This is a genomic window from Nocardiopsis sinuspersici (assembly GCF_001998325.1).
Lineage (GTDB): Bacteria > Actinomycetota > Actinomycetes > Streptosporangiales > Streptosporangiaceae > Nocardiopsis > Nocardiopsis sinuspersici.
In genome coordinates, this window is the sequence record NZ_MCOK01000001.1 from 427273 (window position 1) to 447912 (window position 20640).

General features: G+C 67.2%; 15 protein-coding genes and 3 rRNA genes. 12 read left to right on the top strand and 6 right to left on the bottom strand.

Annotated features, from left to right (window positions below):
* Window positions 1–7: 7 nt before the first annotated feature.
* On the bottom strand, window positions 8–340 hold the full coding sequence (locus NOSIN_RS01890; protein WP_077689084.1) for a type II toxin-antitoxin system PemK/MazF family toxin: 333 nt from the start codon (window positions 338–340) through the stop codon (window positions 8–10).
* Window positions 337–603 carry a hypothetical protein gene (locus NOSIN_RS01895; protein WP_077689085.1) on the bottom strand — a complete coding sequence of 89 codons (267 nt, stop codon included), beginning with the start codon at window positions 601–603 and terminating at the stop codon, window positions 337–339. The genes NOSIN_RS01890 and NOSIN_RS01895 overlap by 4 nt, the downstream gene beginning before the upstream one ends.
* 235 nt (window positions 604–838) lie before the next feature.
* Here NOSIN_RS01895 and NOSIN_RS01900 point away from each other — a divergent pair, with 235 nt between their 5' ends.
* Window positions 839–1846 carry a tryptophan--tRNA ligase gene (locus NOSIN_RS01900; protein WP_077689086.1) on the top strand — a complete coding sequence of 336 codons (1008 nt, stop codon included), beginning with the start codon at window positions 839–841 and terminating at the stop codon, window positions 1844–1846.
* Window positions 1847–1910: 64 nt separating this feature from the next.
* Here the strand turns inward: NOSIN_RS01900 and NOSIN_RS01905 are convergent, their stop codons facing one another.
* Window positions 1911–2480 carry a nicotinamidase gene (locus tag NOSIN_RS01905; RefSeq protein ID WP_301549283.1) on the bottom strand — a complete coding sequence of 190 codons (570 nt, stop codon included), beginning with the start codon at window positions 2478–2480 and terminating at the stop codon, window positions 1911–1913.
* 43 nt (window positions 2481–2523) lie between these two features.
* Entirely contained in the window at window positions 2524–3825 is a 1302-nt protein-coding gene (locus NOSIN_RS01910; RefSeq protein WP_077689088.1) for a nicotinate phosphoribosyltransferase, read from the bottom strand.
* A gap of 131 nt (window positions 3826–3956) precedes the next feature.
* On the opposite strand from NOSIN_RS01910, the gene NOSIN_RS01915 reads away from it, so the two are divergent.
* The 11 genes from NOSIN_RS01915 (at window position 3957) to NOSIN_RS01965 (ending at window position 18551) form a co-directional block, all read left to right on the top strand.
* A complete protein-coding gene (locus NOSIN_RS01915) occupies window positions 3957–4379 on the top strand; it encodes a Mov34/MPN/PAD-1 family protein (RefSeq protein ID WP_077689089.1) in 423 nt (140 codons plus the stop codon).
* A 96-nt stretch (window positions 4380–4475) separates the two neighbouring features.
* Window positions 4476–4754, top strand: a complete 279-nt coding sequence (locus NOSIN_RS01920; RefSeq protein WP_077689090.1) for a MoaD family protein — start codon at window positions 4476–4478, stop codon at window positions 4752–4754.
* Between the two features lie 7 nt (window positions 4755–4761).
* Complete coding sequence (locus NOSIN_RS01925; RefSeq protein WP_077689091.1) at window positions 4762–5709, top strand: PLP-dependent cysteine synthase family protein; 948 nt, start codon at window positions 4762–4764, stop codon at window positions 5707–5709.
* A 333-nt stretch (window positions 5710–6042) separates the two neighbouring features.
* Window positions 6043–6795, top strand: coding sequence for an MBL fold metallo-hydrolase (locus NOSIN_RS01930; protein WP_077689092.1), 753 nt, complete (start codon window positions 6043–6045; stop codon window positions 6793–6795).
* Window positions 6796–6937: 142 nt separating this feature from the next.
* Window positions 6938–7657 (top strand): ribonuclease PH, encoded by a 720-nt coding sequence (gene rph / locus NOSIN_RS01935; protein ID WP_077689093.1) that lies wholly within the window; start codon window positions 6938–6940, stop codon window positions 7655–7657.
* Window positions 7658–7713: 56 nt separating this feature from the next.
* Window positions 7714–8319: an RdgB/HAM1 family non-canonical purine NTP pyrophosphatase gene (gene rdgB / locus NOSIN_RS01940; RefSeq protein WP_077693344.1), complete on the top strand. Its 606-nt coding sequence runs from the start codon at window positions 7714–7716 to the stop codon at window positions 8317–8319.
* A 646-nt stretch (window positions 8320–8965) separates the two neighbouring features.
* Window positions 8966–10497 (top strand): 16S ribosomal RNA (locus NOSIN_RS01945).
* A 344-nt stretch (window positions 10498–10841) separates the two neighbouring features.
* A 23S ribosomal RNA gene (locus tag NOSIN_RS01950) occupies window positions 10842–13935 on the top strand.
* Between the two features lie 93 nt (window positions 13936–14028).
* Window positions 14029–14144 (top strand): 5S ribosomal RNA (rrf, locus tag NOSIN_RS01955).
* Together the 16S, 23S and 5S rRNA genes form the textbook arrangement of a ribosomal RNA operon.
* Window positions 14145–14336: 192 nt before the next feature.
* Window positions 14337–14969, top strand: a complete 633-nt coding sequence (locus NOSIN_RS01960) for a class I SAM-dependent methyltransferase (protein WP_077689094.1) — start codon at window positions 14337–14339, stop codon at window positions 14967–14969.
* A gap of 243 nt (window positions 14970–15212) precedes the next feature.
* Window positions 15213–18551, top strand: coding sequence for a transglycosylase domain-containing protein (locus NOSIN_RS01965; RefSeq protein WP_077693345.1), 3339 nt, complete (start codon window positions 15213–15215; stop codon window positions 18549–18551).
* Window positions 18552–18777: 226 nt separating this feature from the next.
* Here the strand turns inward: NOSIN_RS01965 and NOSIN_RS01970 are convergent, their stop codons facing one another.
* Entirely contained in the window at window positions 18778–19866 is a 1089-nt protein-coding gene (locus NOSIN_RS01970; RefSeq protein ID WP_077689095.1) for a prenyltransferase, read from the bottom strand.
* A complete protein-coding gene (locus NOSIN_RS01975) occupies window positions 19866–20585 on the bottom strand; it encodes a class I SAM-dependent methyltransferase (RefSeq protein WP_077689096.1) in 720 nt (239 codons plus the stop codon). The genes NOSIN_RS01970 and NOSIN_RS01975 overlap by 1 nt, the downstream gene beginning before the upstream one ends.
* Window positions 20586–20640: the final 55 nt, after the last annotated feature.

Consider the following 20640-nt stretch of genomic DNA (forward strand, 5'->3'; position numbering starts at 1 on the left):
CGCCGGTTCACAGTGCCAGGAGCCGGCGCAGGATCGTGTCGGTCCGCAGCAGGACGAGTTCGTCCACGGCGCCGAAGCGGCGTTCCAGACGGAGCGGGGAGACGGCGCGCAGGTCCTCGCACTTGACGTAGCTCGTCTCCTTCAGCCCGGAGGCCCCCGGCTCGACCTCCACATGCGTCGGGCTGCGCCTGTGGGTGCGTGTCAGCGGTAGGGCCGTCACCACGGGGGGACGCGAGTCGAGCCAGGGCTGCGCGCTGACGACGAGGACCGGCCGCCGCAGGGCCTGCTCATGACCGATCGGATCGCCCAGGTCGGCCATGTAGATCTCTCCGCGCCTCACCAGGCGTCCTCGTCGGTCAGCGCGTCGTCGTTGGCGTCGGCGAGGTCGTCTCCCAGCGTCCGGTCGGACAGGTGGGAGCGCCGTTCCTCCTCGGAGAGGCCTTCGTGGTGACGGTGGACGTCCTCCCAGAACTCCAGTTCCTCCGAGGTGTCCAGTGCCCGTTCGATCGCGGTGGCCAGGGTGACGTGCTCACGCCTGGCCCGTGCGCTGATGCGGTCCCGCAGCTTGCGGGGGACCTTGATGCTGGTATCCGCTGTACTCATACTCCAAGTATGCACAAGGCGTACCACCATGGGTAGTTCCTCTTGGCCTACCAAGGTGACGCCCATCCGGTGCCGCCCTCCGGCTCGGTGGTGGTCGTGTGGCTGGTTGTTGTCGTCCATCCCGCGTGGCTCCGGCCACCGCTGCCCTGTCCCCGCCCTCCGGCTTGGTGGTGGTCGTGTGGTGCGTCGCTGTCCTCTATCCCGCGTGGCTCCGGCCACCGCTACCCTGGAGGGCATGGCAGCGAACACCTACCTGACCGGTATCAAGCCCACCGGTGACTTCCACCTGGGCAACTACATCGGCGCGATCAAACCCGCCCTGGAGGCGTCCACGGCGTACGACACCTACTACTTCATCGCCGACTACCACGCGCTCAACAGCATCAGGGACGCGGACGAGCTCCGCCACAGCATCCGGTCAGGCGCTGCCACCTGGCTCGCGTGCGGGCTCGACCCCGAGCGCACGATCGTCTACCAGCAGTCGAAGGTGCCCGAGACCTTCGAGCTCACCACGATCCTGAGCGCCCTGACCCCCAAGGGCCTCATGAACCGCGCGCACGCCTACAAGGCCGCCCGCGACCGCAACGACGCGGCCGGGGTCACCGACCTGGACGCCGGGGTCAACATGGGGCTGTACAACTACCCCATCCTCATGGCCGCCGACATCCTCGTCATGGAGGGCACCCACGTCCCCGTGGGCCGCGACCAGACCCAGCACATCGAGTACACCGCCGACATCGCCGGGTACTTCAACCACCGCTACGGCGACGCCTACAGCTTCCCCGTCCCCAAGGGCCTCATCGACGACGGCGAGGCGAGCATCCTGCCCGGCGTCGACGGCCGCAAGATGAGCAAGTCCTACGACAACCACATCCCGCTCTTCCTGCCGGAGAACAAGCTCAAGAAGGCCGTGCGCCGCATCCCGACCGACTCCACGCCGGTCGAGGCGCCCAAGGACCCCGACACCTCGGTGCCCTTCCAGCTGCTCACCCACTTCGCCGACGCCGAGAAGGTGTCCGAGGTGCGCAAGCGCCTGGAGGCGGGCGGCATGGGCTGGGGCGACCTCAAGAACGAGCTGTTCGAGGCGGTCAACGCCGAGCTCGGCCCCAAGCGCGAGCGCTACGAGGAGCTCATGGCCGACCCGTCGGAGATCGACGCGGTCCTGGCGGCCGGTTCCGAGCGCGCCCGCCGGCGCGCCCGCGCCACCATCGACCGGGTGCGCGCCGCCATCGGCGTCGCCTGACGCCCCGGGACGGAGCGGGGGCGGCGGTGCCGACACCGCCGCCCCCGCCCCGTACGAGGAGTCCTCAGCCGACCCGCGGCTCGCCCTCCAGCTCCACACCCGCCTCGCGCAGCCGCTCCAGGGCCGCGTCCACCGTCGGGCGCGACACCCCGGCGGTCAGGCCGAGCAGCACCCGCGTGCGCAGGCCCTCCCGCGCCGCGTCCAGCGCCGTGGCCCTCACACAGTGGTCCGTGGCGATCCCCACCACGTCCACCTCGTCCACGCCGCGCTCCTTCAGCCACTCGGCCAGCGGCGCCCCGTCCCGGGACTTACCCTCGAAGCCGCTGTAGCCGGACGTGTACTGCCCCTTGTCGAAGACCTCCTCGGCCAGCGAGGCGTCGAAGCCGGGGTGGAACTCCACACCCGGCGTCCCCGCCTCGCAGTGGCGGGGCCAGCTGTCCACGAAGTCCGGGTCCTCGGAGAAGTGCTCCCCGGGATCGATGTGGTAGTCACGTGTGGCCACCACGTGGTCGTAGCCGCCCGCGCGTGCGTGCTCGGTGACGGCCGCGGCCGTGCTCGCGCCGCCCCGCACCCCCAGGTGCCCGCCCTCGCAGAAGTCCTTCTGAACGTCCACCACGATGAGCGCCCTCATCACGTCACCCCTTCTCCTGGTCCTGGCCCGTGCCACGCACCGCCGCCTAGTAGAACACCGTCGGCAGCGCGGCCTCGCCGCGCGACATCCGCAGAGCCTCCTCGGGCAGTTCCGCGACCGTCGCCCGGTGCCGCTCCCGTGCATCGTGCACCGTCTCGTGCCCCACCACCTCGCCGTCGGCGACCAGGGGGCGCAGCAGCGGGCGCGTTCCCGTCCGCGGAGCCGGCGGGTGGAGGTAGACCTCCTCCGCCACCGCCGTGCCGTGGTCGTCCAGGCGCCGGACCGCCCACTTGCGGCCGCCACGGCTGGGCTTGCCCACCGAGCGCTTGGCCACCGGCTCCAGCGGCGCGTCCCTCTCCAGTCCCCGTGCCCGGGCCACCAGCTTGTACACCAGCGACACCGTCGGCGCGCCGGATCCGGTGACCAGGGAGGTACCCACCCCGTAGCCGTCCACCGGCGCCACGGCCAGGGCTTGGATGGAGTGTTCGTCCAGGTCGCCGGTCACCACGATCCGGGTGCCGGTCGCGCCCAGGGAGTCCAGTTGCGAGCGCACGCGCGAGGCCTCGGCGGCCAGGTCGCCGGAGTCGATCCGTACCGCGCCCAGGCCGGTCCCGGCCAGCTCCACCGCGGTGCGCACCGCCCGCTCCACGTCGAAGGTGTCCACCAGCAGCGTCGTCCCGGTGCCCAGGGACTCCAACTGTGCCTTGAACGCGTGCCGCTCGCTGTCGTGCAGCAGGGTGAACGAGTGTGCCGCCGTGCCGCCGGTCGGCACCCCGTGGAGGCGTCCCGCCTCCAGGTTGGAGGAGGTCGCGAACCCCGCCACGTAGGCGGCGCGCGCCGCCGCCACCGCCGACCGCTCGTGGGTGCGGCGCGACCCCATCTCGATCAGCGGCCGGTCTCCCGCCGCCACCGCCATCCGCGTCGCGGCCGAGGCGATCGCGCTGTCGTGGTTGTACACCGACAGCGCCAGAGTCTCCAGGACCACGGCCTCGGCGAAGGAGGCCTCCACCACCAGGATCGGCGACCCCGGGAAGTACGCCTCGCCCTCTCCGTAGCCCCACACGTTGCCCGAGAACCGGTAGTCGGCCATCCAATCCAGGGTGCGCTCGTCCACGACCCCGTTGTCGGACAGGAAGTCGAGTTCCTCCTTGCCGAACCGGAACCGCTCCAGCAGGTCCAGGAAGCGCCCCGTCCCGGCCACGACGCCGTATCGGCGTCCCTCCGGCAGCCGCCGGGCGAACATCTCGAACACCGAGCGGCGGGAGGCGGCGCCGCTGTGCAGCGCCGCCTGGAGCATCGTCAGTTCGTAGTGGTCGGTGAGCAGCGCGCTGCTGCTGTCCTCGCTCATGGGCACGAGCCTAATCCGTGGCGCGGGGGCCGCGGCGGACGCCCCGGCGGCGGCGAACCACGGTGACCCGCCTCGCACAACAAGTATACCCATCTGGTTGGTAGGGAATCGGATATGGGTACCCTGGTGGCATGCTGAGGATTGATCGCTCGATCTACGACAAGATCGTCGCCCATGCCCGCCGCGACCACCCCGACGAGGCGTGCGGCGTCGTGGCCGGGCCCGAGGGTTCGGACCGCCCCGAGCGGTTCGTCGAGATGGTCAACGCCGAGCGGTCGCCGACCTTCTACCGGTTCGACTCCCTCGAACAGCTCAGGGTCTGGCGTGAGATGGACGACCGCGACGAGGAACCCGTCGTGATCTACCACTCCCACACCGCCACCGAGGCCTACCCCTCGCGCACCGACATCTCCTACGCGTCCGAGCCGAACGCCCACTACGTGCTCGTGTCCACACGCGAGCCCGACACCGTCGAGTTCCGCTCCTACCGGATCGTCGACGGCCGGGTCACCGAGGAGCCGGTGGAGGTCACCGGGGCCGACGGGGCCCAGTAGGTTCCCAACCACGCGGGGGCGGCGTCCAGGAATGGGCGCGGGACACCCCCTGTTGGCAATGAACGCACACCAACGACCGCTAACGGAGACACCTTCATGGCCATCGAGGTCCGCATCCCCACCATCCTGCGCAACCTGACCGGCGACGCCAAGGTCGTCGAGGGTTCGGGCACCACCCTCGACGAGCTGATCGCCGACCTGGACAGCCGCTACCCGGGTATCGGCGAGCGCCTGGTGAACGATGGCAAGCTGCGCCGCTTCGTCAACGTCTACCTCAACGACGAGGACGTCCGCTTCGTCGGCGGCTTGGAGGCCAAGCTCTCCGACGGCGACAACGTGACCGTCCTGCCGGCCGTCGCCGGCGGAAGCCTTTAGGCCGGACATGCGCTACGACTCCCTGCTCGACTCCCTCGGCGGCACGCCGCTCGTCGGCCTGCCCCGGCTCTCACCCTCGCCGCAGGTCCGGCTGTGGGCGAAGCTGGAGGACCGCAACCCCACCGGCTCGATCAAGGACCGCGCCGCGTTCTTCATGATCGAACAGGCCGAGAAGGACGGGCTGCTCTCCCCGGGCTGCACCATCCTGGAGCCGACGTCGGGAAACACCGGCATCTCGCTGGCCATGGTCGCCAAGCTGCGCGGCTACCGCATGGTCTGCGTCATGCCGGAGAACACCTCCGCCGAGCGCAGGCAACTGCTGGACATGTGGGGCGCCGAGGTCCACTTCTCCGACGCGGCGGGCGGGTCCAACGAGGCCGTCCGCGTCGCCAAGGAGATGGCCGCGGCCCACCCCGAGTGGGTGATGCTCTACCAGTACGGAAACCCGGCCAACGCCAGGGCCCACTACGAGACCACCGGTCCGGAGATCCTCGCCGACCTGCCGGAGATCACCCACTTCGTGGCCGGACTCGGCACCACGGGCACTCTCATGGGCGTCGGCCGCTACCTGCGCGAACACCGCCCGGACGTGCGGATCGTGGCGGCCGAGCCCCGGTACGGCGAGCTGGTGTACGGGCTGCGCAACCTCGACGAGGGGTTCGTGCCCGAGCTGTACGACGAGTCGGTGCTCACCACCCGCTTCTCCGTGCCCTCCGACGCCGCCCTCAAGCGGACCCGGGAGCTCCTGGACAAGGAGGGCATCTTCGCGGGCGTCTCCACCGGCGGCGCCCTGCACGCCGCGATGGGCATGGCACGCAAGGCCGAGAAGGCGGGTGAGCGCGCCGACATTGCGTTCGTCATCGCCGACGCCGGATGGAAGTACCTGTCCACCGGCGCCTACGAGGGCACCCTCGAGGAGGCCGAGGAACGGCTCGACGGCCAGCTCTGGGCCTGAGGCCTTACGGCGCCCGCCGAGCCCCTCGGGAGCACGGCGGCGCACGGAAGACCCCGCGGAGGCCGGCGCTCTGGCGCCGGCCTCCGTGCTGTGTACCAGCATCTCTGGGGCATGTCCTGAGCAAACATGACAGACCGCGTCAATACATGTGAAAAATTCACACGTGACCGAGGTCGCGTGAGACGCGGGCCACATTTTGTACCACCCGGGCGGCCATTGGGGTACACCCGTAACAACGGGACATCCGCAGAACCAGCCGCCATCCGCACTCCTCACACACTCTCGACGGGGTGCCACGGACGCCGCGCGGCCCATCGAGAAGGCGACGACGACGTGCGACTCACGATTATCGGGTCCTCGGGGAGCTTCCCCGGGCCAGACAGTCCGGCATCCTGTTACATGCTCGAAGCGGACGGGTACCGCCTGCTGCTCGACATGGGCAACGGCGCGCTCGGCGCGCTCCAGAGGCACGTCGACATCTACTCGGTCGACGCCGTCTACCTGAGCCACCTGCACGCCGACCACTGCTTCGACCTGTGCTCGTACTGGGTGGCCAGGAAGTTCCACCCGGGCGGAGCCAAGTCCCGCATCCCGGTCTACGGACCCAGGGGCGTGGCCCAGCGGGTCTCCGAGGCCTACGGGCTGGACCCCGACCCGGGCATGACCGAGGTGTTCGACTTCCACGAACTCGCCCCCGGCGGATTCCGGATCGGTCCGTTCTCCGCCCGCGTCGACTACGTCAACCACCCCGTGGAGGCCTTCGGCATCCGACTGGAGCACGACGGCGCGTCCCTGGCCTACTCGGGTGACACCGGGGTGTGCGACTCCCTGGTCGACCTGGCCGCCGACACCGACCTGTTCCTGTGCGAGGCGGCCTTCCAGAACCACCGCGAACACCCCAAGGACATGCACCTGACGGGGAGCGAGGCGGGCGAGCACGCCAGCCGCGCCCGTGCGCGCAGCCTGTTGCTGACCCACCTCGTTCCGTGGAACGACGACGACGTCACGCTCACCGAGGCGCGCTCCACCTACGGCGGGCCCATCGACCTGGCCCGCAGCGGACAGGTGCACACGGTCGGCCGCTGACCCGGGAACCCGTGACGGGCCGCCGGGGCCCGCGGACCGGCTGGGCGGGGCGGACGGGGGGAACGCGTGGTGGGAGCCCTCCTGGAGCGGGTGTTCTCCTTCTCCAGTCACGGAGGGCCCCTCACGGATATACGCTCTTGACATGGCCCGACCTGACGGACGTGTTCCGACCCAACTCCGCCCCGTGACCATCACCCGCAACTGGCTCCGCCACGCGGAAGGCTCCGTGCTCGTCGAGTTCGGAGACACCCGCGTGCTGTGCGCGGCCAGCGTCGAGGACGGCGTCCCGCGCTGGCGCCGGGGCACCGGCGAGGGGTGGGTCACCGCCGAGTACGCGATGCTGCCCCGCTCCACCGACACCCGCGGTGCGCGCGAGTCGGTGCGCGGCAAGATCGGCGGACGCACCCACGAGATCTCCCGCCTCGTCGGCCGCTCACTGCGCGCCGTCGTGGACTTCAAGGCGATGGGCGAGCACACCATCACCCTGGACTGCGACGTGCTCCAGGCCGACGGCGGCACCCGCACCGCGGCGATCACGGGCGCGTACGTGGCGATGGCCGACGCGATGAAGTGGCTGCGCAAGCGCCGCAAGCTCAAGAACAACCCGCTGACCGGCTCCCTGGCCGCGGTCAGCGTGGGCGTGGTGCAGGGACAGCCCCGGCTGGACCTGAACTACCTGGAGGACTCGGTCGCCCAGACCGACATGAACGTCGTGCTCACCGGTGACGGCAGGTTCGTCGAGGTGCAGGGCACCGCGGAGGGCGCCCCGTTCGACCGGGACCTGCTCGACCAGCTGCTCGACCTCGCCTCGACGGGCTGCGAGGAGCTGACCGCGATCCAGAAGAAGGCGCTCTCGGAGTGACCGTCGCGAAACGAGGGCTCACCCGGATCGGCGGCGCCCGGGTGGAGGGGGAAACCGTGAGGGTCGTCCTGGCCACACGCAACAAGAAGAAGGTGCCCGAGATGCGGGCCATCCTGGCCGACGCCGGGGTGGAAGCGGAGGTGCTCTCGCTCGACGCGTTTCCCGACGCGCCCGAGGTGCCCGAGACCGAGCCCTCCTTCCTGGGGAACGCCCTGCTCAAGGCGCGCGCCATCGCCGAGCACACGGGGCTGCCCTCCGTCGCCGACGACTCCGGCCTGAGTGTGGACGAGCTCCGGGGGATGCCCGGTGTGCTGTCCGCGCGCTGGGCCGGCCGCTTCGGCGCGGGCGACCAGGACCGGGCCAACCTGGACCTGGTCCTGGACCAGTTGGCCGACACCCCCGCCGAGCGCAGGGGAGCCGAGTTCGTGTGCGCGGCGGTGCTGGTGATGCCGGACGGGACCGAGGCCGTCGCCGAGGGCGTGCTGCGCGGCCGGCTGCTGCGGGAGCGCCGGGGGGAGAACGGGTTCGGCTACGACCCGGTCTTCGTCCCCGAGGGGGAGAGCCGCACCACCGCGGAGCTGTCCCCCGAGGAGAAGAACGCCATCAGCCACCGGGGGATCGCCTTCCGCCGGCTGGCCCAGGAGCTGGCGGACATCCTCTGAGCCGTGCTCCGTGACCGGAGCGGCGGTGGAACGGACGGGGCGGCATCCGGGGCGGGAATACACCGGGCGCCGCCCCTGTTGCATCCGGAGCCGGGAGGGATGCCGTCAGGCGTCTCACCCGGGACAGCCGACGGATTTGACGCGACCGGATCGGCTGTCTAGAGTGGATCGGGTCGCTGCGGGACGGCGAGGATCCCTCGGGGTCGCTCGGAACCGGACCGCGATCACAGACTCTCCCTCCACACCGAACCGGTTCGAGCACTGCTTTCGGGCCGGTAAGCTCGGAGGGCGCCTCCACGGAAACGCGGAAGCGAAACGGGCTTTACCCCGATCAGGAACACACAAACCGCCGGTTTGGCGGAATGCGGAACACCTGATAAAGTGAAGACACAACAAAGCGGAAACGCACAACAGCGCCTTCCACGGAAAAGCGACAGGTTCCCTGAGGAACCGGACTTGTACGGGATGAGCGGTTGTTTCTTGAGAACTCAACAGCGCGTGTTTGATTTTCTTTAAGCCATGTTTGTTTTGGCCCCACCACACTTTGGTGTGGAGGGTTCCTTTGATGAACCGGGGCAACCCGGTTGGTCAGGATTACTTCTAGGTTTACCCGCCCAGGCCTCGCGCCGGGCAGGGTTGAGTGACCTTTATGGAGAGTTTGATCCTGGCTCAGGACGAACGCTGGCGGCGTGCTTAACACATGCAAGTCGAGCGGTAAGGCCCTTCGGGGTACACGAGCGGCGAACGGGTGAGTAACACGTGAGCAACCTGCCCCTGACTCCGGGATAAGCGGTGGAAACGCCGTCTAATACCGGATACGACCCATGGTCTCCTGACCGTGGGTGGAAAGTTTTTCGGTCGGGGATGGGCTCGCGGCCTATCAGCTTGTTGGTGGGGTAACAGCCTACCAAGGCGATTACGGGTAGCCGGCCTGAGAGGGCGACCGGCCACACTGGGACTGAGACACGGCCCAGACTCCTACGGGAGGCAGCAGTGGGGAATATTGCGCAATGGGCGAAAGCCTGACGCAGCGACGCCGCGTGGGGGATGACGGCCTTCGGGTTGTAAACCTCTTTTACCACCAACGCAGGCTCCCGGTTCTCTGGGGGTTGACGGTAGGTGGGGAATAAGGACCGGCTAACTACGTGCCAGCAGCCGCGGTAATACGTAGGGTCCGAGCGTTGTCCGGAATTATTGGGCGTAAAGAGCTCGTAGGCGGCGTGTCGCGTCTGCTGTGAAAGACCGGGGCTTAACCCCGGTTCTGCAGTGGATACGGGCATGCTAGAGGTAGGTAGGGGAGACTGGAATTCCTGGTGTAGCGGTGAAATGCGCAGATATCAGGAGGAACACCGGTGGCGAAGGCGGGTCTCTGGGCCTTACCTGACGCTGAGGAGCGAAAGCATGGGGAGCGAACAGGATTAGATACCCTGGTAGTCCATGCCGTAAACGTTGGGCGCTAGGTGTGGGGACTTTCCACGGTTTCCGCGCCGTAGCTAACGCATTAAGCGCCCCGCCTGGGGAGTACGGCCGCAAGGCTAAAACTCAAAGGAATTGACGGGGGCCCGCACAAGCGGCGGAGCATGTTGCTTAATTCGACGCAACGCGAAGAACCTTACCAAGGTTTGACATCACCCGTGGACCTGCAGAGATGTGGGGTCATTTAGTTGGCGGGTGACAGGTGGTGCATGGCTGTCGTCAGCTCGTGTCGTGAGATGTTGGGTTAAGTCCCGCAACGAGCGCAACCCTTATTCCATGTTGCCAGCACGTAATGGTGGGGACTCATGGGAGACTGCCGGGGTCAACTCGGAGGAAGGTGGGGATGACGTCAAGTCATCATGCCCCTTATGTCTTGGGCTGCAAACATGCTACAATGGCCGGTACAATGGGCGTGCGATGCCGCAAGGTGGAGCGAATCCCTAAAAGCCGGTCTCAGTTCGGATTGGGGTCTGCAACTCGACCCCATGAAGGTGGAGTCGCTAGTAATCGCGGATCAGCAACGCCGCGGTGAATACGTTCCCGGGCCTTGTACACACCGCCCGTCACGTCATGAAAGTCGGCAACACCCGAAACTTGCGGCCTAACCCTTCGGGGAGGGAGTGAGTGAAGGTGGGGCTGGCGATTGGGACGAAGTCGTAACAAGGTAGCCGTACCGGAAGGTGCGGCTGGATCACCTCCTTTCTAAGGAGTCTTTTGCAGGCCGACTGTTTCCTATGGTCGGCCGGACTCAAAAGTGGACCCGTCACGGTCGTCGGTGATCGGGAGTGGCTAAAGACGAAATCGAACTTCACCTCGGGCGACTAGAAGCGTCCGGGGGCGCGCTGTTGGGTGTCTGAGGAAGCAACCTCTGGCCGCTTGCTCTCCCATGGTGGGGGGTGGGTGGCCGGTGTTGGTTCCCGCGGACCGCCTCGGAGAACTCTCAGGTCTTTGCTCTCTTTCGGGGAGTGTGGGTGTGAGTGGTGTCGGAGTATGCGGTTGGTGTTTTGATTTGTGAATAGTGTGCGCGAGCATCTTATTATCTGTAGTGGCCAAGTGATAGTGGCACACGGTGGATGCCTTGGCACCAGGCGCCGATGAAGGACGTGGGAGGCCGCGATAGGCCACGGGGAGCTGTCAACCGAGCTGTGATCCGTGGGTGTCCGAATGGGGAAACCTAGCCCGAGTTGTGTCGGGTTGCCGCTGCCTGAATGTATAGGGCAGTTGGTGGTGACGCGGGGAAGTGAAACATCTCAGTACCCGTAGGAAGAGTAAACAACAGTGATTCCCCTAGTAGTGGTGAGCGAACGGGGATGAGGCTAAACCGCATGCGTGTGATAGACGGCAGTCGTTGCGTGTGCGGGGTTGTGGGGTGCACCTGTCCAGGTCTGTCGGCCTGGAGCACTGAGTGGTTCTTCTAGCTGAATCCGTTGGGAAGCGGAACCGGAGCGGGTGAGAGTCCTGTAGGTGAAGGAAGAGCCTAGGTGTTGGTGTGTCCCCGAGTAGCGCGGAGCCCGTGAAAGTCCGTGTGAATCTGGCAGGACCACCTGCTAAGCCAAAATACGTCCTGGTGACCGATAGTGCACTAGTACCGTGAGGGAAAGGTGAAAAGTGCCCCGGTGAGGGGTCGTGAAATAGTACCTGAAACCGTGTGCTGTCAAGCCGTCAGAGCTGGAGCTTGTCTTTGGTGATGGCGTGCCTTTTGAAGAATGAGCCTGCGAGTCATGGTGTGTGGCGAGGTTAACCCGGGTGGGGTAGCCGTAGGGAAACCGAGTCTGAATAGGGCGGTTGAGTCGCATGCTGTGGACCCGAAGCGGAGTGATCTACCCATGTCCAGGGTGAAGCGGGGGTAAGACCTCGTGGAGGCCCGAACCCACCAGGGTTGAAAACCTGGGGGATGAGGTGTGGGTAGGGGTGAAAGGCCAATCAAACTCCGTGATAGCTGGTTCTCCCCGAAATGCATTTAGGTGCAGCGTCGTGTGTTTCTTGCCGGAGGTAGAGCGACTGTTTGGCTGATGGGCCCTACCAGGTTACTGACGTCAGACAAACTCCGAATGCCGGTGAAGTGAAGCGCGGCAGTGAGACTGCGGGGGATAAGCTTCGTAGTCGAGAGGGAAACAGCCCAGATCATCAGCTAAGGCCCCTAAGCGTGTGCTAAGTGGGAAAGGTTGTGGAGTTGCTGAGACAACCAGGAGGTTGGCTTAGAAGCAGCCATCCTTTAAAGAGTGCGTAATAGCTCACTGGTCAAGTGGTTCTGCGCCGATAATGTAGCGGGGCTTAAGCACACCGCCGAAGCTGTGAAGCTTACGTTCTTTGAGCGTGGGTTGGTAGGGGAGCGTCGTGCATCCGGAGAAGCTGCCGAGTGATCGTGTGGTGGAGGGTGTGCGAGTGAGAATGCAGGCATGAGTAGCGAAAGCAACGTGAGAAACGTTGCCGCCGATTGACTAAGGGTTCCTGGGGCAGGTTAATCCGCCCAGGGTGAGTCTGGACCTAAGGCGAGGCCGACAGGCGTAGTCGATGGATAACGGGTTGATATTCCCGTACCCGTGCACGAGCGTCCATGCTGAATCGGGTGATGCTAACCACGCTGGTTCTTGGTGGTTCCTTCGGGAACTGCCTCTGGACTGGTCTGGGATCCGATCCCGTAGTAGGCAAGTGATGGGGTGACGCAGGAGGGTAGCTCTACCCGGCGGTGGTTGTCCGGGGGTAAGCGTGTAGGCCGAGGGGTTGGCAAATCCGCCTCTCGTGTGGCTGAGACGTGATGCCGAGCCGTTTTAGGCGAAGTGAGTGATCCCATGCTGTCGAGAAAAGCCTCTAGCGAGTTCGTGTGTGGCCAGTACCCTAAACCGACGCAGGTGGTCAGGTAGAGAATACCGAGGCGTTCGGGTGAACCATGGTTAAGGAACTCGGCAAATTGTCCCCGTAACTTTGGGAGAAGGGGAGCCCTGTCTGGTGAAGACCTTCGCGGTCGGAGCTGGGTGGGGTCGCAGATAGCGGGGGGAAGCGACTGTTTATTAAAAACACAGGTCCGTGCGAAGTCGTAAGACGCTGTATACGGACTGACGCCTGCCCGGTGCTGGAACGTTAAGAGGACTGGTTAGTGGGGTTCGCCCCGCGAAGCTGGGAATCTAAGCGCCAGTAAACGGCGGTGGTAACTATAACCATCCTAAGGTAGCGAAATTCCTTGTCGGGTAAGTTCCGACCTGCACGAATGGCGTAACGACTTCCCCACTGTCTCAACCATGGGCCCGGTGAAATTGCACTACGAGTAAAGATGCTCGTTTCGCGCAGCAGGACGGAAAGACCCCGGGACCTTCACTATAGCTTGACATTGGTGTTTGGGATGGTTTGTGTAGGATAGGTGGGAGCCGGTGAAGCTGTCACGCTAGTGGCGGTGGAGGCGTTGGTGAAATACCACTCTGACTGTTTCGGGCATCTAACTTTGGACCGTGATCCGGTTCGGGGACAGTGTCTGGTGGGTAGTTTAACTGGGGCGGTTGCCTCCCAAAGAGTAACGGAGGCGCCCAAAGGTTCCCTCAGCCTGGTTGGTAATCAGGTGTTGAGTGTAAGTGCACAAGGGAGCTTGACTGTGAGACGGACGTGTCGAGCAGGAGCGAAAGCTGGGACTAGTGATCCGGCACCGGCGTGTGGAAGCGGTGTCGCTCAACGGCTAAAAGGTACCCCGGGGATAACAGGCTGATCTTCCCCAAGAGTCCATATCGACGGGATGGTTTGGCACCTCGATGTCGGCTCGTCGCATCCTGGGGCTGGAGTTGGTCCCAAGGGTTGGGCTGTTCGCCCATTAAAGCGGCACGCGAGCTGGGTTTAGAACGTCGTGAGACAGTTCGGTCCCTATCCGCTGTGCGCGTTGGAGACTTGAGAAGGGCTGTCCCTAGTACGAGAGGACCGGGACGGACGAACCTCTGGTGTGCCAGTTGTCCTGCCAAGGGCATGGCTGGTTGGCTACGTTCGGGAGGGATAACCGCTGAAAGCATCTAAGCGGGAAGTCTGCTTCGAGATGAGGTCTCCTGCCTCCTTTGAGAGGGTAAGGCTCCCTGTAGACGACGGGGTTGATAGGCCGGGTGTGGAAGCCCTGTGAGGGGTGGAGCTGACCGGTACTAATAGGCCGAGGGCTTGTCCGCTGCAGATAATTGGATGTTCGCGCACACTTGTTCACGAAGCTTGCTCGTGGCTGCTCCCCTTTTAGTGGGTTGAGTGGTTGTGGGTGTTGGTTTCCGTGGTGGTTATTGCTGGAGGGTCACACCCGGTCTCTTTCCGAACCCGGTCGTTAAGTCTCTTTGCGCTGATGGTACTGCCCTGTGGTGGGGTGGGAGAGTAGGTTGCTGCCACGGTTTTTCTTGGGGAGGGGGTCGCCTGTGGGCGGCCCCCTTTTTTTTGTGTGTGGGCTTGTGCGTGTGTGAACGCGAGATGGGATGTGTGGGCCGGCCTGGTGGGGCCGGCCCTTTTTGCGCCCTGATTTGTGTCTTTGTGGAGTCGGGCGGGGTGCCGAACATCCGCATTCCGGCTGGTGGGACAATTCCTGTATGACGAAGACGATCCCCGCCGAACTCCTGGCCGCGGCCGAAACAGCCAAGGGTTTCATGCCCACGGACGAGGGCACCGCCCTTTTCGAGGCCGCGGTCACCCATACGCACCTCGGACCGGTCATGGAGATCGGTACCTACTGCGGCAAGTCCACCATCTTCCTCGGCGCGGCCGCCCGCGTGACCGGCGCCAAGGTCCTCACCGTGGACCACCACCGCGGCTCCGAGGAACACCAGGAGGGCTGGGAGTACCACGACAGGACCCTCGTCGACGAGGCCACCGGCAGGTTCGACACCCTCCCGCACTTTCGCCGCACGATCACCGAGGCGGGCCTGGACGGAGAGGTCATCGCGATCGTCGGCGGCTCCGCCGATGTCGCCGGCGTCTGGGGAACGCCGCTCGGCATGGTCTTCATCGACGGCGGCCACAGCGAGGAGGCCGCACAGAACGACTACGCGGGCTGGAGCCCCCACGTGGCCCCCGGCGGTGCGCTCGTGATCCACGACGTGTTCCCCGACCCCGCGGACGGCGGCCGTCCGCCCTACAACATCTACCGCCGGGCCCTGGACTCCGGCCGGTTCGAGGAGGTGCGCGTCGTCGGCTCGCTGCGTGTCCTCGAACGCGTCTCCTGACCACCAGGGCCCCGCTCGGGGAAAGTGGCTGGTCTAACAGGAGCCCCTGGACACGCCCCACACGGGTAAGTCCTGGGTAAGAATTGACAGCGCGGTTATCGGTCTGCCCTTGGCCTGGTTACGTACGGGTATTGTGGCGTGGAGGGCGGAGCGATGGTGGCGTTATTCCCCGAGATACCGCTTCGGTCCTGACTCGAGATGAACGATCAGGGGCACTCGCGCGTCAAACACCAGGACGGCACGGTGCCGGACGTGATTTGCCATGGGGGCGGGGAGCTGAGCGAGAGCACACACGGCGAGGGCGGGACGGACGGACAGCGTCCCGCGGCTGACGAGCCGGAGACGAGGCACACCTCTGCCGAAGAGCTGTCCGATACGACTACTCCCGAGAGTGGTGTACCCACCACCGACGGAGACCACTCCACTCATGACACTCCTGGAGGAGAACAGGAAGTAGGAGAGCAGCCGGAGCCGGAGTTCATCGGTCCGGTCAGCTTCAAGACCAGCGGAACCTTCTTCCGCGACAGGGTGGCCCAGACGCTCGCGGAACAGGGGTTCGACCCCGCCGGGACGGGTGACGACGACTCCTCCCCGGCCGTGGCGGAGGAGGAGGGCGAGGCGCGCCCGGAGGGCGCCCGTGAGGACGGGCACGCCGACGGCACCGGGGAGACACCGGTGGCCGAGGCGGCCGGACCTCACGACGACGGTACGGACGGCACCGGTGAGCCCCCATCTCCCGTGCCCGCGCCGACCGAGCCCATCTCGCTCGATTCGGTCCGGGCCGAGGCCTACGCGGCCGGGTCCGCCGACACCGAATCCGGTTCCGACGCGACGGTGGCCGACCACGGACCCGGTACCGACGGGGACACCGCCGGTGCGGATGAGGACGCCGACACCGCGTCCGACCCCTCTCCGGCCCCGGAATCCGCTGCTTCGGACAGGGCCGGTGCCGAGACGCCCGACGAGCACGAGTCCGCCACGGCTGGGTCCGTCACGGCTGAGCCCGCCGAGGACGAGACCGCCTCCCTGTGGCCCGCGCCGCGCCGTGCCTCGGACTACGCGTCCGAGCGGTCCGCGGCCGACGCGCCGACCACGGCGGACGACAGATCCGGGGACACCCGTTCCGACGGCCTCGGTGCCGTCGGCACCGCTGGTGCTGTCGGTGCCGCTGGTGCCGCCGCCGGGGGAGCCACAGCCGCGTACTCCGCCCCGGGCGGCCCGGGGGAGACCGGGCCCGCCTCCAGCGGTCCTGGTGCGCCGGGAGAGGCTCCCGGGTCCCCGGGCGCCTCCCAGTACGGATCCATGGGCTCCGGCGGTTCCGGCGGTCCCAGTGGCCCTGGCGGGCCCACGGGGCCGGCCGGACCCGCGGGTACCGGTCCTGGCGGGCCCAAGGGCCCTGGCGGCCCCGGCGGGGAGAAGGGAAAGAAGGGGAGGAAACCCCTGTGGTGGAGGATGCTCCGAGTCTTCCTGATCATCGCCGGCGTGTTCGTCATCATCGGATGCGGCACGTTCGCCTTCCTCTACAACACCGTCGAGGTCCCGGACGCGGCCCAGGCCGACGCGCTCGAACAGGGCTCGACCTTCTACTACGCCGACGGTGAGACCGAGTTCGCCTACCGGGGCACCGACCGCGAGGTCATCTCCTACGAGCAGATGACCGAGGGCGGCGACCACATCGTCGAGGCGGTCGTCTCGGCGGAGGACCGCGGTTTCTGGAGCGAGCCCGGCGTGTCCGTGAGCGGTACCGCCCGCGCGGTCTGGTCCACCGTCACCGGACAGCAGGTCCAGGGCGGTTCCACCGTCACGCAGCAGATGGTCCGCAACTACTACAAGGGCGTCTCCAACGACGTGACGATCACCCGCAAGGCCCGGGAGATCATCATCGCCATCAAGGTCGACCAGACCGAGAGCAAAGAATGGGTGATGGAGCAGTACCTCAACACCATCTACTTCGGCCGTAACGCCTACGGAGTCCAGGCCGCCTCGGAGGCGTACTACCACAAGGACGTCACCGAGCTCACTCCCGAGGAGGCCGCCTTCCTGGCCGCCGCCATCCAGCAGCCGACCAAGTTCGGCTTCGCGGACGCGGAGACCACGCCGGAGATGGAGAACCGCTGGGAGTACGTCGTCAAGGGCATGGTCACCACCGGTGCCATCACCCAGGCCGAGGCCGACGCGATGGAGTTCCCCACGCCCGAGCCGGAGCGGCCCGCCAGCAGCGGCCTCAGCGGCTACGAGGGCTACATGTACGAGGCGGCGATGCGGGAGCTGGCCGACCTCGGCTACGCCGAGGACCAGATCAACCGTCAGGGCTTCAAGATCGTCACCACGTTCAAGAAGGACCTGATGGACAAGATGTACGAGGCGGTCGAGGGGACGATCGACCCCGAGGTGGTGCCCCCGGAGGTCAGCATCGGGGCGAGCACCGTCGATCCGGCCACCGGTGAGGTCGTGGCCTTCTACGGCGGCCACGACTACCAGGAGAACCAGTTCGACACCTCCTTCCTGGGAGGCGGGCAGGCCGGTTCGGCGTTCAAGCCCTACGTGCTGGCCACCGCCCTGAAGCAGGGGTACAGCCTGAACAGCGTGGTGGACGGACGCGGGCCGCAGATGATCGCGGGGACGCGGATCCAGAACGCGGGCAACTCGCCCGGCGGGGTCATGAACCTCGTCGAGGCCACCCGGGTCTCCAACAACCTCGGTTTCATCCGGCTGGGCATGGAGGTCGGGCACGAGAACATCCGCCAGACCGCCTACGACCTGGGCCTGCCCGAGGGCAGCATCCCCGACAACCAGTTGGTTCCGGTCATGCCGCTGGGCGCGACGAGCGTCAGCCCGGTGGACCAGGCCAGCGGCTACGCCAGCTTCGCCAACGGCGGCGTGCACGTCGAGACGCACGTGGTCAAGGAGATCGTCAACACCGAGGGCGAGAACGAGCGCCCGGAGGTGAAGAGCAGCAGGGCGGTCAGCGAGGGCGTCGCCGCCGACGTCACCTACGCCCTGCAACAGGTGGCCAACTCCGGGACGGGACGCAACGCCAACATCTGGACGCACCCGGTGGCGGGCAAGACCGGTACCGCCAACGACAGTGTGGCGGCCTGGTTCGTCGGCTACACCCCGCAGTTGTCCACGTCCGTGGGCGTCTACAGCGGCAACAACGAGCCCTTCACGATCCCCGGCTACGGCGAGCTGTCGAGTACCGGACTGCCCTCCACGATCTGGAACAGGTACATGACCCAGGCGATGGAGGGGTACGAGCGCAAGGAGTTCCCGCCCCGCGCCAACGTCGGCTCCACCGAGTACTGGGCGCCGGACCCCTCCACCCAGGAGCCCGAGGAACCGTCGCAGGGCGACCAGCCCGAGGAGCCCGTGGAACCGGAGACCCCGGTCGAGCCGGAGACCCCGGTGGAGCCGGAGACCCCGGTGGAGCCGGAGACGCCCGAGCTCCCCGGCTTCCCCGGGACGGAGCCTGATGACGGGGAGGGCGACGGCACCGGTGACGGTAGCGGAGACGGCAGCGGTGACGACGGCGGCGGAGGGTTCAGTTCGCCGCCACCGGCACGAAGCGAGGACATCTGGTGACCACCGGTCCGGTGGCGGGTGAACGGGGAGGGCCCCGGCGGACGCACGTCCGCCGGGGCCCTCCCCTGTGGCGGGTCGCGGCCTGGCGGACCGGCCCGCCGGGGCCGCTCCCGTGCCCCTCCGGGACCCCGCCGGCGCATGGACGCCCCCGGAGGCCGGGCGGGTGTGCACGGTCCCGTTCGACGGCCGGCCTCGCGGGGCCGCACCGGCGACACGTCCGGGCGGCTCACCGGTCGACGGGGAACTCGTCCCAGGTGTGCAGGAACACCCGCGATCCCGGGGTGGTCCCGGTGAGCGCGTCCACCGCCAGGACCACGGCGGCCGAGGTCCACGTGCTGCGCTCCACCGGCCAGCGCACCTGTTCGGCGAACTGGTAGCCCGTCCAGTACACGCCGTCGTCGGCGTCGCGCAGGTGCTGCACGTCCCGCAGGATGCGCACCCCCGTCTCGACGTCGCCCATGGCGGCCAGGGTCATCACCAGCTCCGCGGACTCCGCGGCGGTCACCCACGGCTGGTCGCTCACACAGCGCACACCCAGCCCCCGGACCACGAACCGGTCCCAGCGCCGCGCGATCCGCTCCTTGGCGGCGGCGCCGTTCACGGCACCGCCCAGGACGGGGTAGAACCAGTCCATCGAGAAGCGGCCGCGGTCGGAGAACAGGTCCTCGTGCTCGTTGATGAGCAACGCGAGCCGGTCGGCGGCGGCCGTCCACTCCGGGCGCTCACGGCCCAGGCGGGCGGCCAGGGCCGCGCCGCAGCGCAGCGCGTGGTGCACGCTCGCGCACACCGTCAGCAGCGCGTGGTCGCCCGGGGAGCCGTCCTCCGAGCGCGCCCACAGGATCTCGCCGTGCTCACCGCGCAGGGCCAGGACGAACTCCAGGCCCTCCTCGACCACCGGCCACATGTGCTCGGCGAAGGACGCGTCGCCCGTGACGAGCAGGTGGTGGAACAGTCCCACCGCCGGGTAGGCGGCGTGGTTGGCCTCGCGCAGCCGCGTGGCGGGGACGCCCTGGCGGAACTTGGCGGGCCATCCGCCGCCGGACGCGCGGCTCCCGGCCAGCCACAGGTAGGCGCGCCTGGCCGCCTCGGCGTGCTCGGGCACGTCGCGCCCGGTCACGGTCAGGGCCATGGCGCACTCGACGTGGTCCCACACGTCGGTGTGCCCGCCGGGAAACCACGGGATGGCCCCGTCGGCCTCCTGGGTGCGCACCAGGTAGGAGGCGGAGCGGTGCAGTTGTTCGGTGCTGAGCACCCCGGGCAGGTGCAGTGCCTTGGTGTCGTGCGGGACCGGTGTGGGGGCGGGAGCGACAGCCATCAGGCGGCGTGCGGTTTGCGCACGTACACGACCACGCTCTTGCCGATGACCGGGTTGAGCAGGCGCTCGGCGACCCGGGTCGCCTTCGGGGCCTTGAGCATGTCCCACACGAGCATCTCGTGGTAGGCCCTGGCGAGCGGGTGGTCGTCGTTGCCGGTGCCCACCGCGCACTTGATCCACCAGTACGGCGCGTGCAGGGCGTGCGCGTGGTGGTGCGGGCCGACCTCGAAGCCGGTGGCCTTGAGCTTGGCCTCCAGTTCGGCGCGCGTGTAGATGCGGATGTGCCCGCCCTCGTTGGTGTGGTACTCCTCGGACAGGGCCCAGCACAGGCGTTCGGGCAGGAAGCTCGGCACGGTGACCGCGGCGATGCCGCCCGGCCGCAGCACCCGGAACAGCTCCGCCATCGCGGCGGTGTCGTGCGGGACGTGCTCGAAGATCTCGGCCGCGACCACCCGGTCGAAGCTGCCGTCGTCGAAGGGCATGTCCAGGGCGTCGCCCTTGACGGTCTCGGCCCGGGCCTCCTCGGGGGCCTCGCCCTCCTGGCGCATCGCGGCGAACATGGTCTCGACCTCGGCGAGGTCGGCGACGTTCTGGTCGAAGGCGGTGATGTCGGCGCCGCGGCGGTAGACCTCGAAGGCGTGGCGGCCACCGCCGCAGCCCAGGTCGAGGACGCGGTCGCCGGGGCCGACGGGGAACAGGTTGAAGTCGACGGTGATCAGTGGAGGCTCCCTAGGGATCTGCGGGACGCGGGGTGGTCGGTCGGCGCTCGGACCG

Bases quoted from the DNA above. Each gene is read 5' to 3' on its own strand.
- NOSIN_RS01895 (WP_077689085.1), bottom strand. From the start codon at position 603: ATGAGTACAGCGGATACCAGCATCAAGGTCCCCCGCAAGCTGCGGGAC.
- NOSIN_RS01900 (WP_077689086.1), top strand. From the start codon at position 839: ATGGCAGCGAACACCTACCTGACCGGTATCAAGCCCACCGGTGACTTC.
- NOSIN_RS01910 (WP_077689088.1), bottom strand. From the start codon at position 3,825: ATGAGCGAGGACAGCAGCAGCGCGCTGCTCACCGACCACTACGAACTG.
- NOSIN_RS01915 (WP_077689089.1), top strand. From the start codon at position 3,957: ATGCTGAGGATTGATCGCTCGATCTACGACAAGATCGTCGCCCATGCC.
- NOSIN_RS01920 (WP_077689090.1), top strand. From the start codon at position 4,476: ATGGCCATCGAGGTCCGCATCCCCACCATCCTGCGCAACCTGACCGGC.
- NOSIN_RS01925 (WP_077689091.1), top strand. From the start codon at position 4,762: ATGCGCTACGACTCCCTGCTCGACTCCCTCGGCGGCACGCCGCTCGTC.
- rph (WP_077689093.1), top strand. From the start codon at position 6,938: ATGGCCCGACCTGACGGACGTGTTCCGACCCAACTCCGCCCCGTGACC.
- NOSIN_RS01960 (WP_077689094.1), top strand. From the start codon at position 14,337: ATGACGAAGACGATCCCCGCCGAACTCCTGGCCGCGGCCGAAACAGCC.
- NOSIN_RS01970 (WP_077689095.1), bottom strand. From the start codon at position 19,866: ATGGCTGTCGCTCCCGCCCCCACACCGGTCCCGCACGACACCAAGGCA.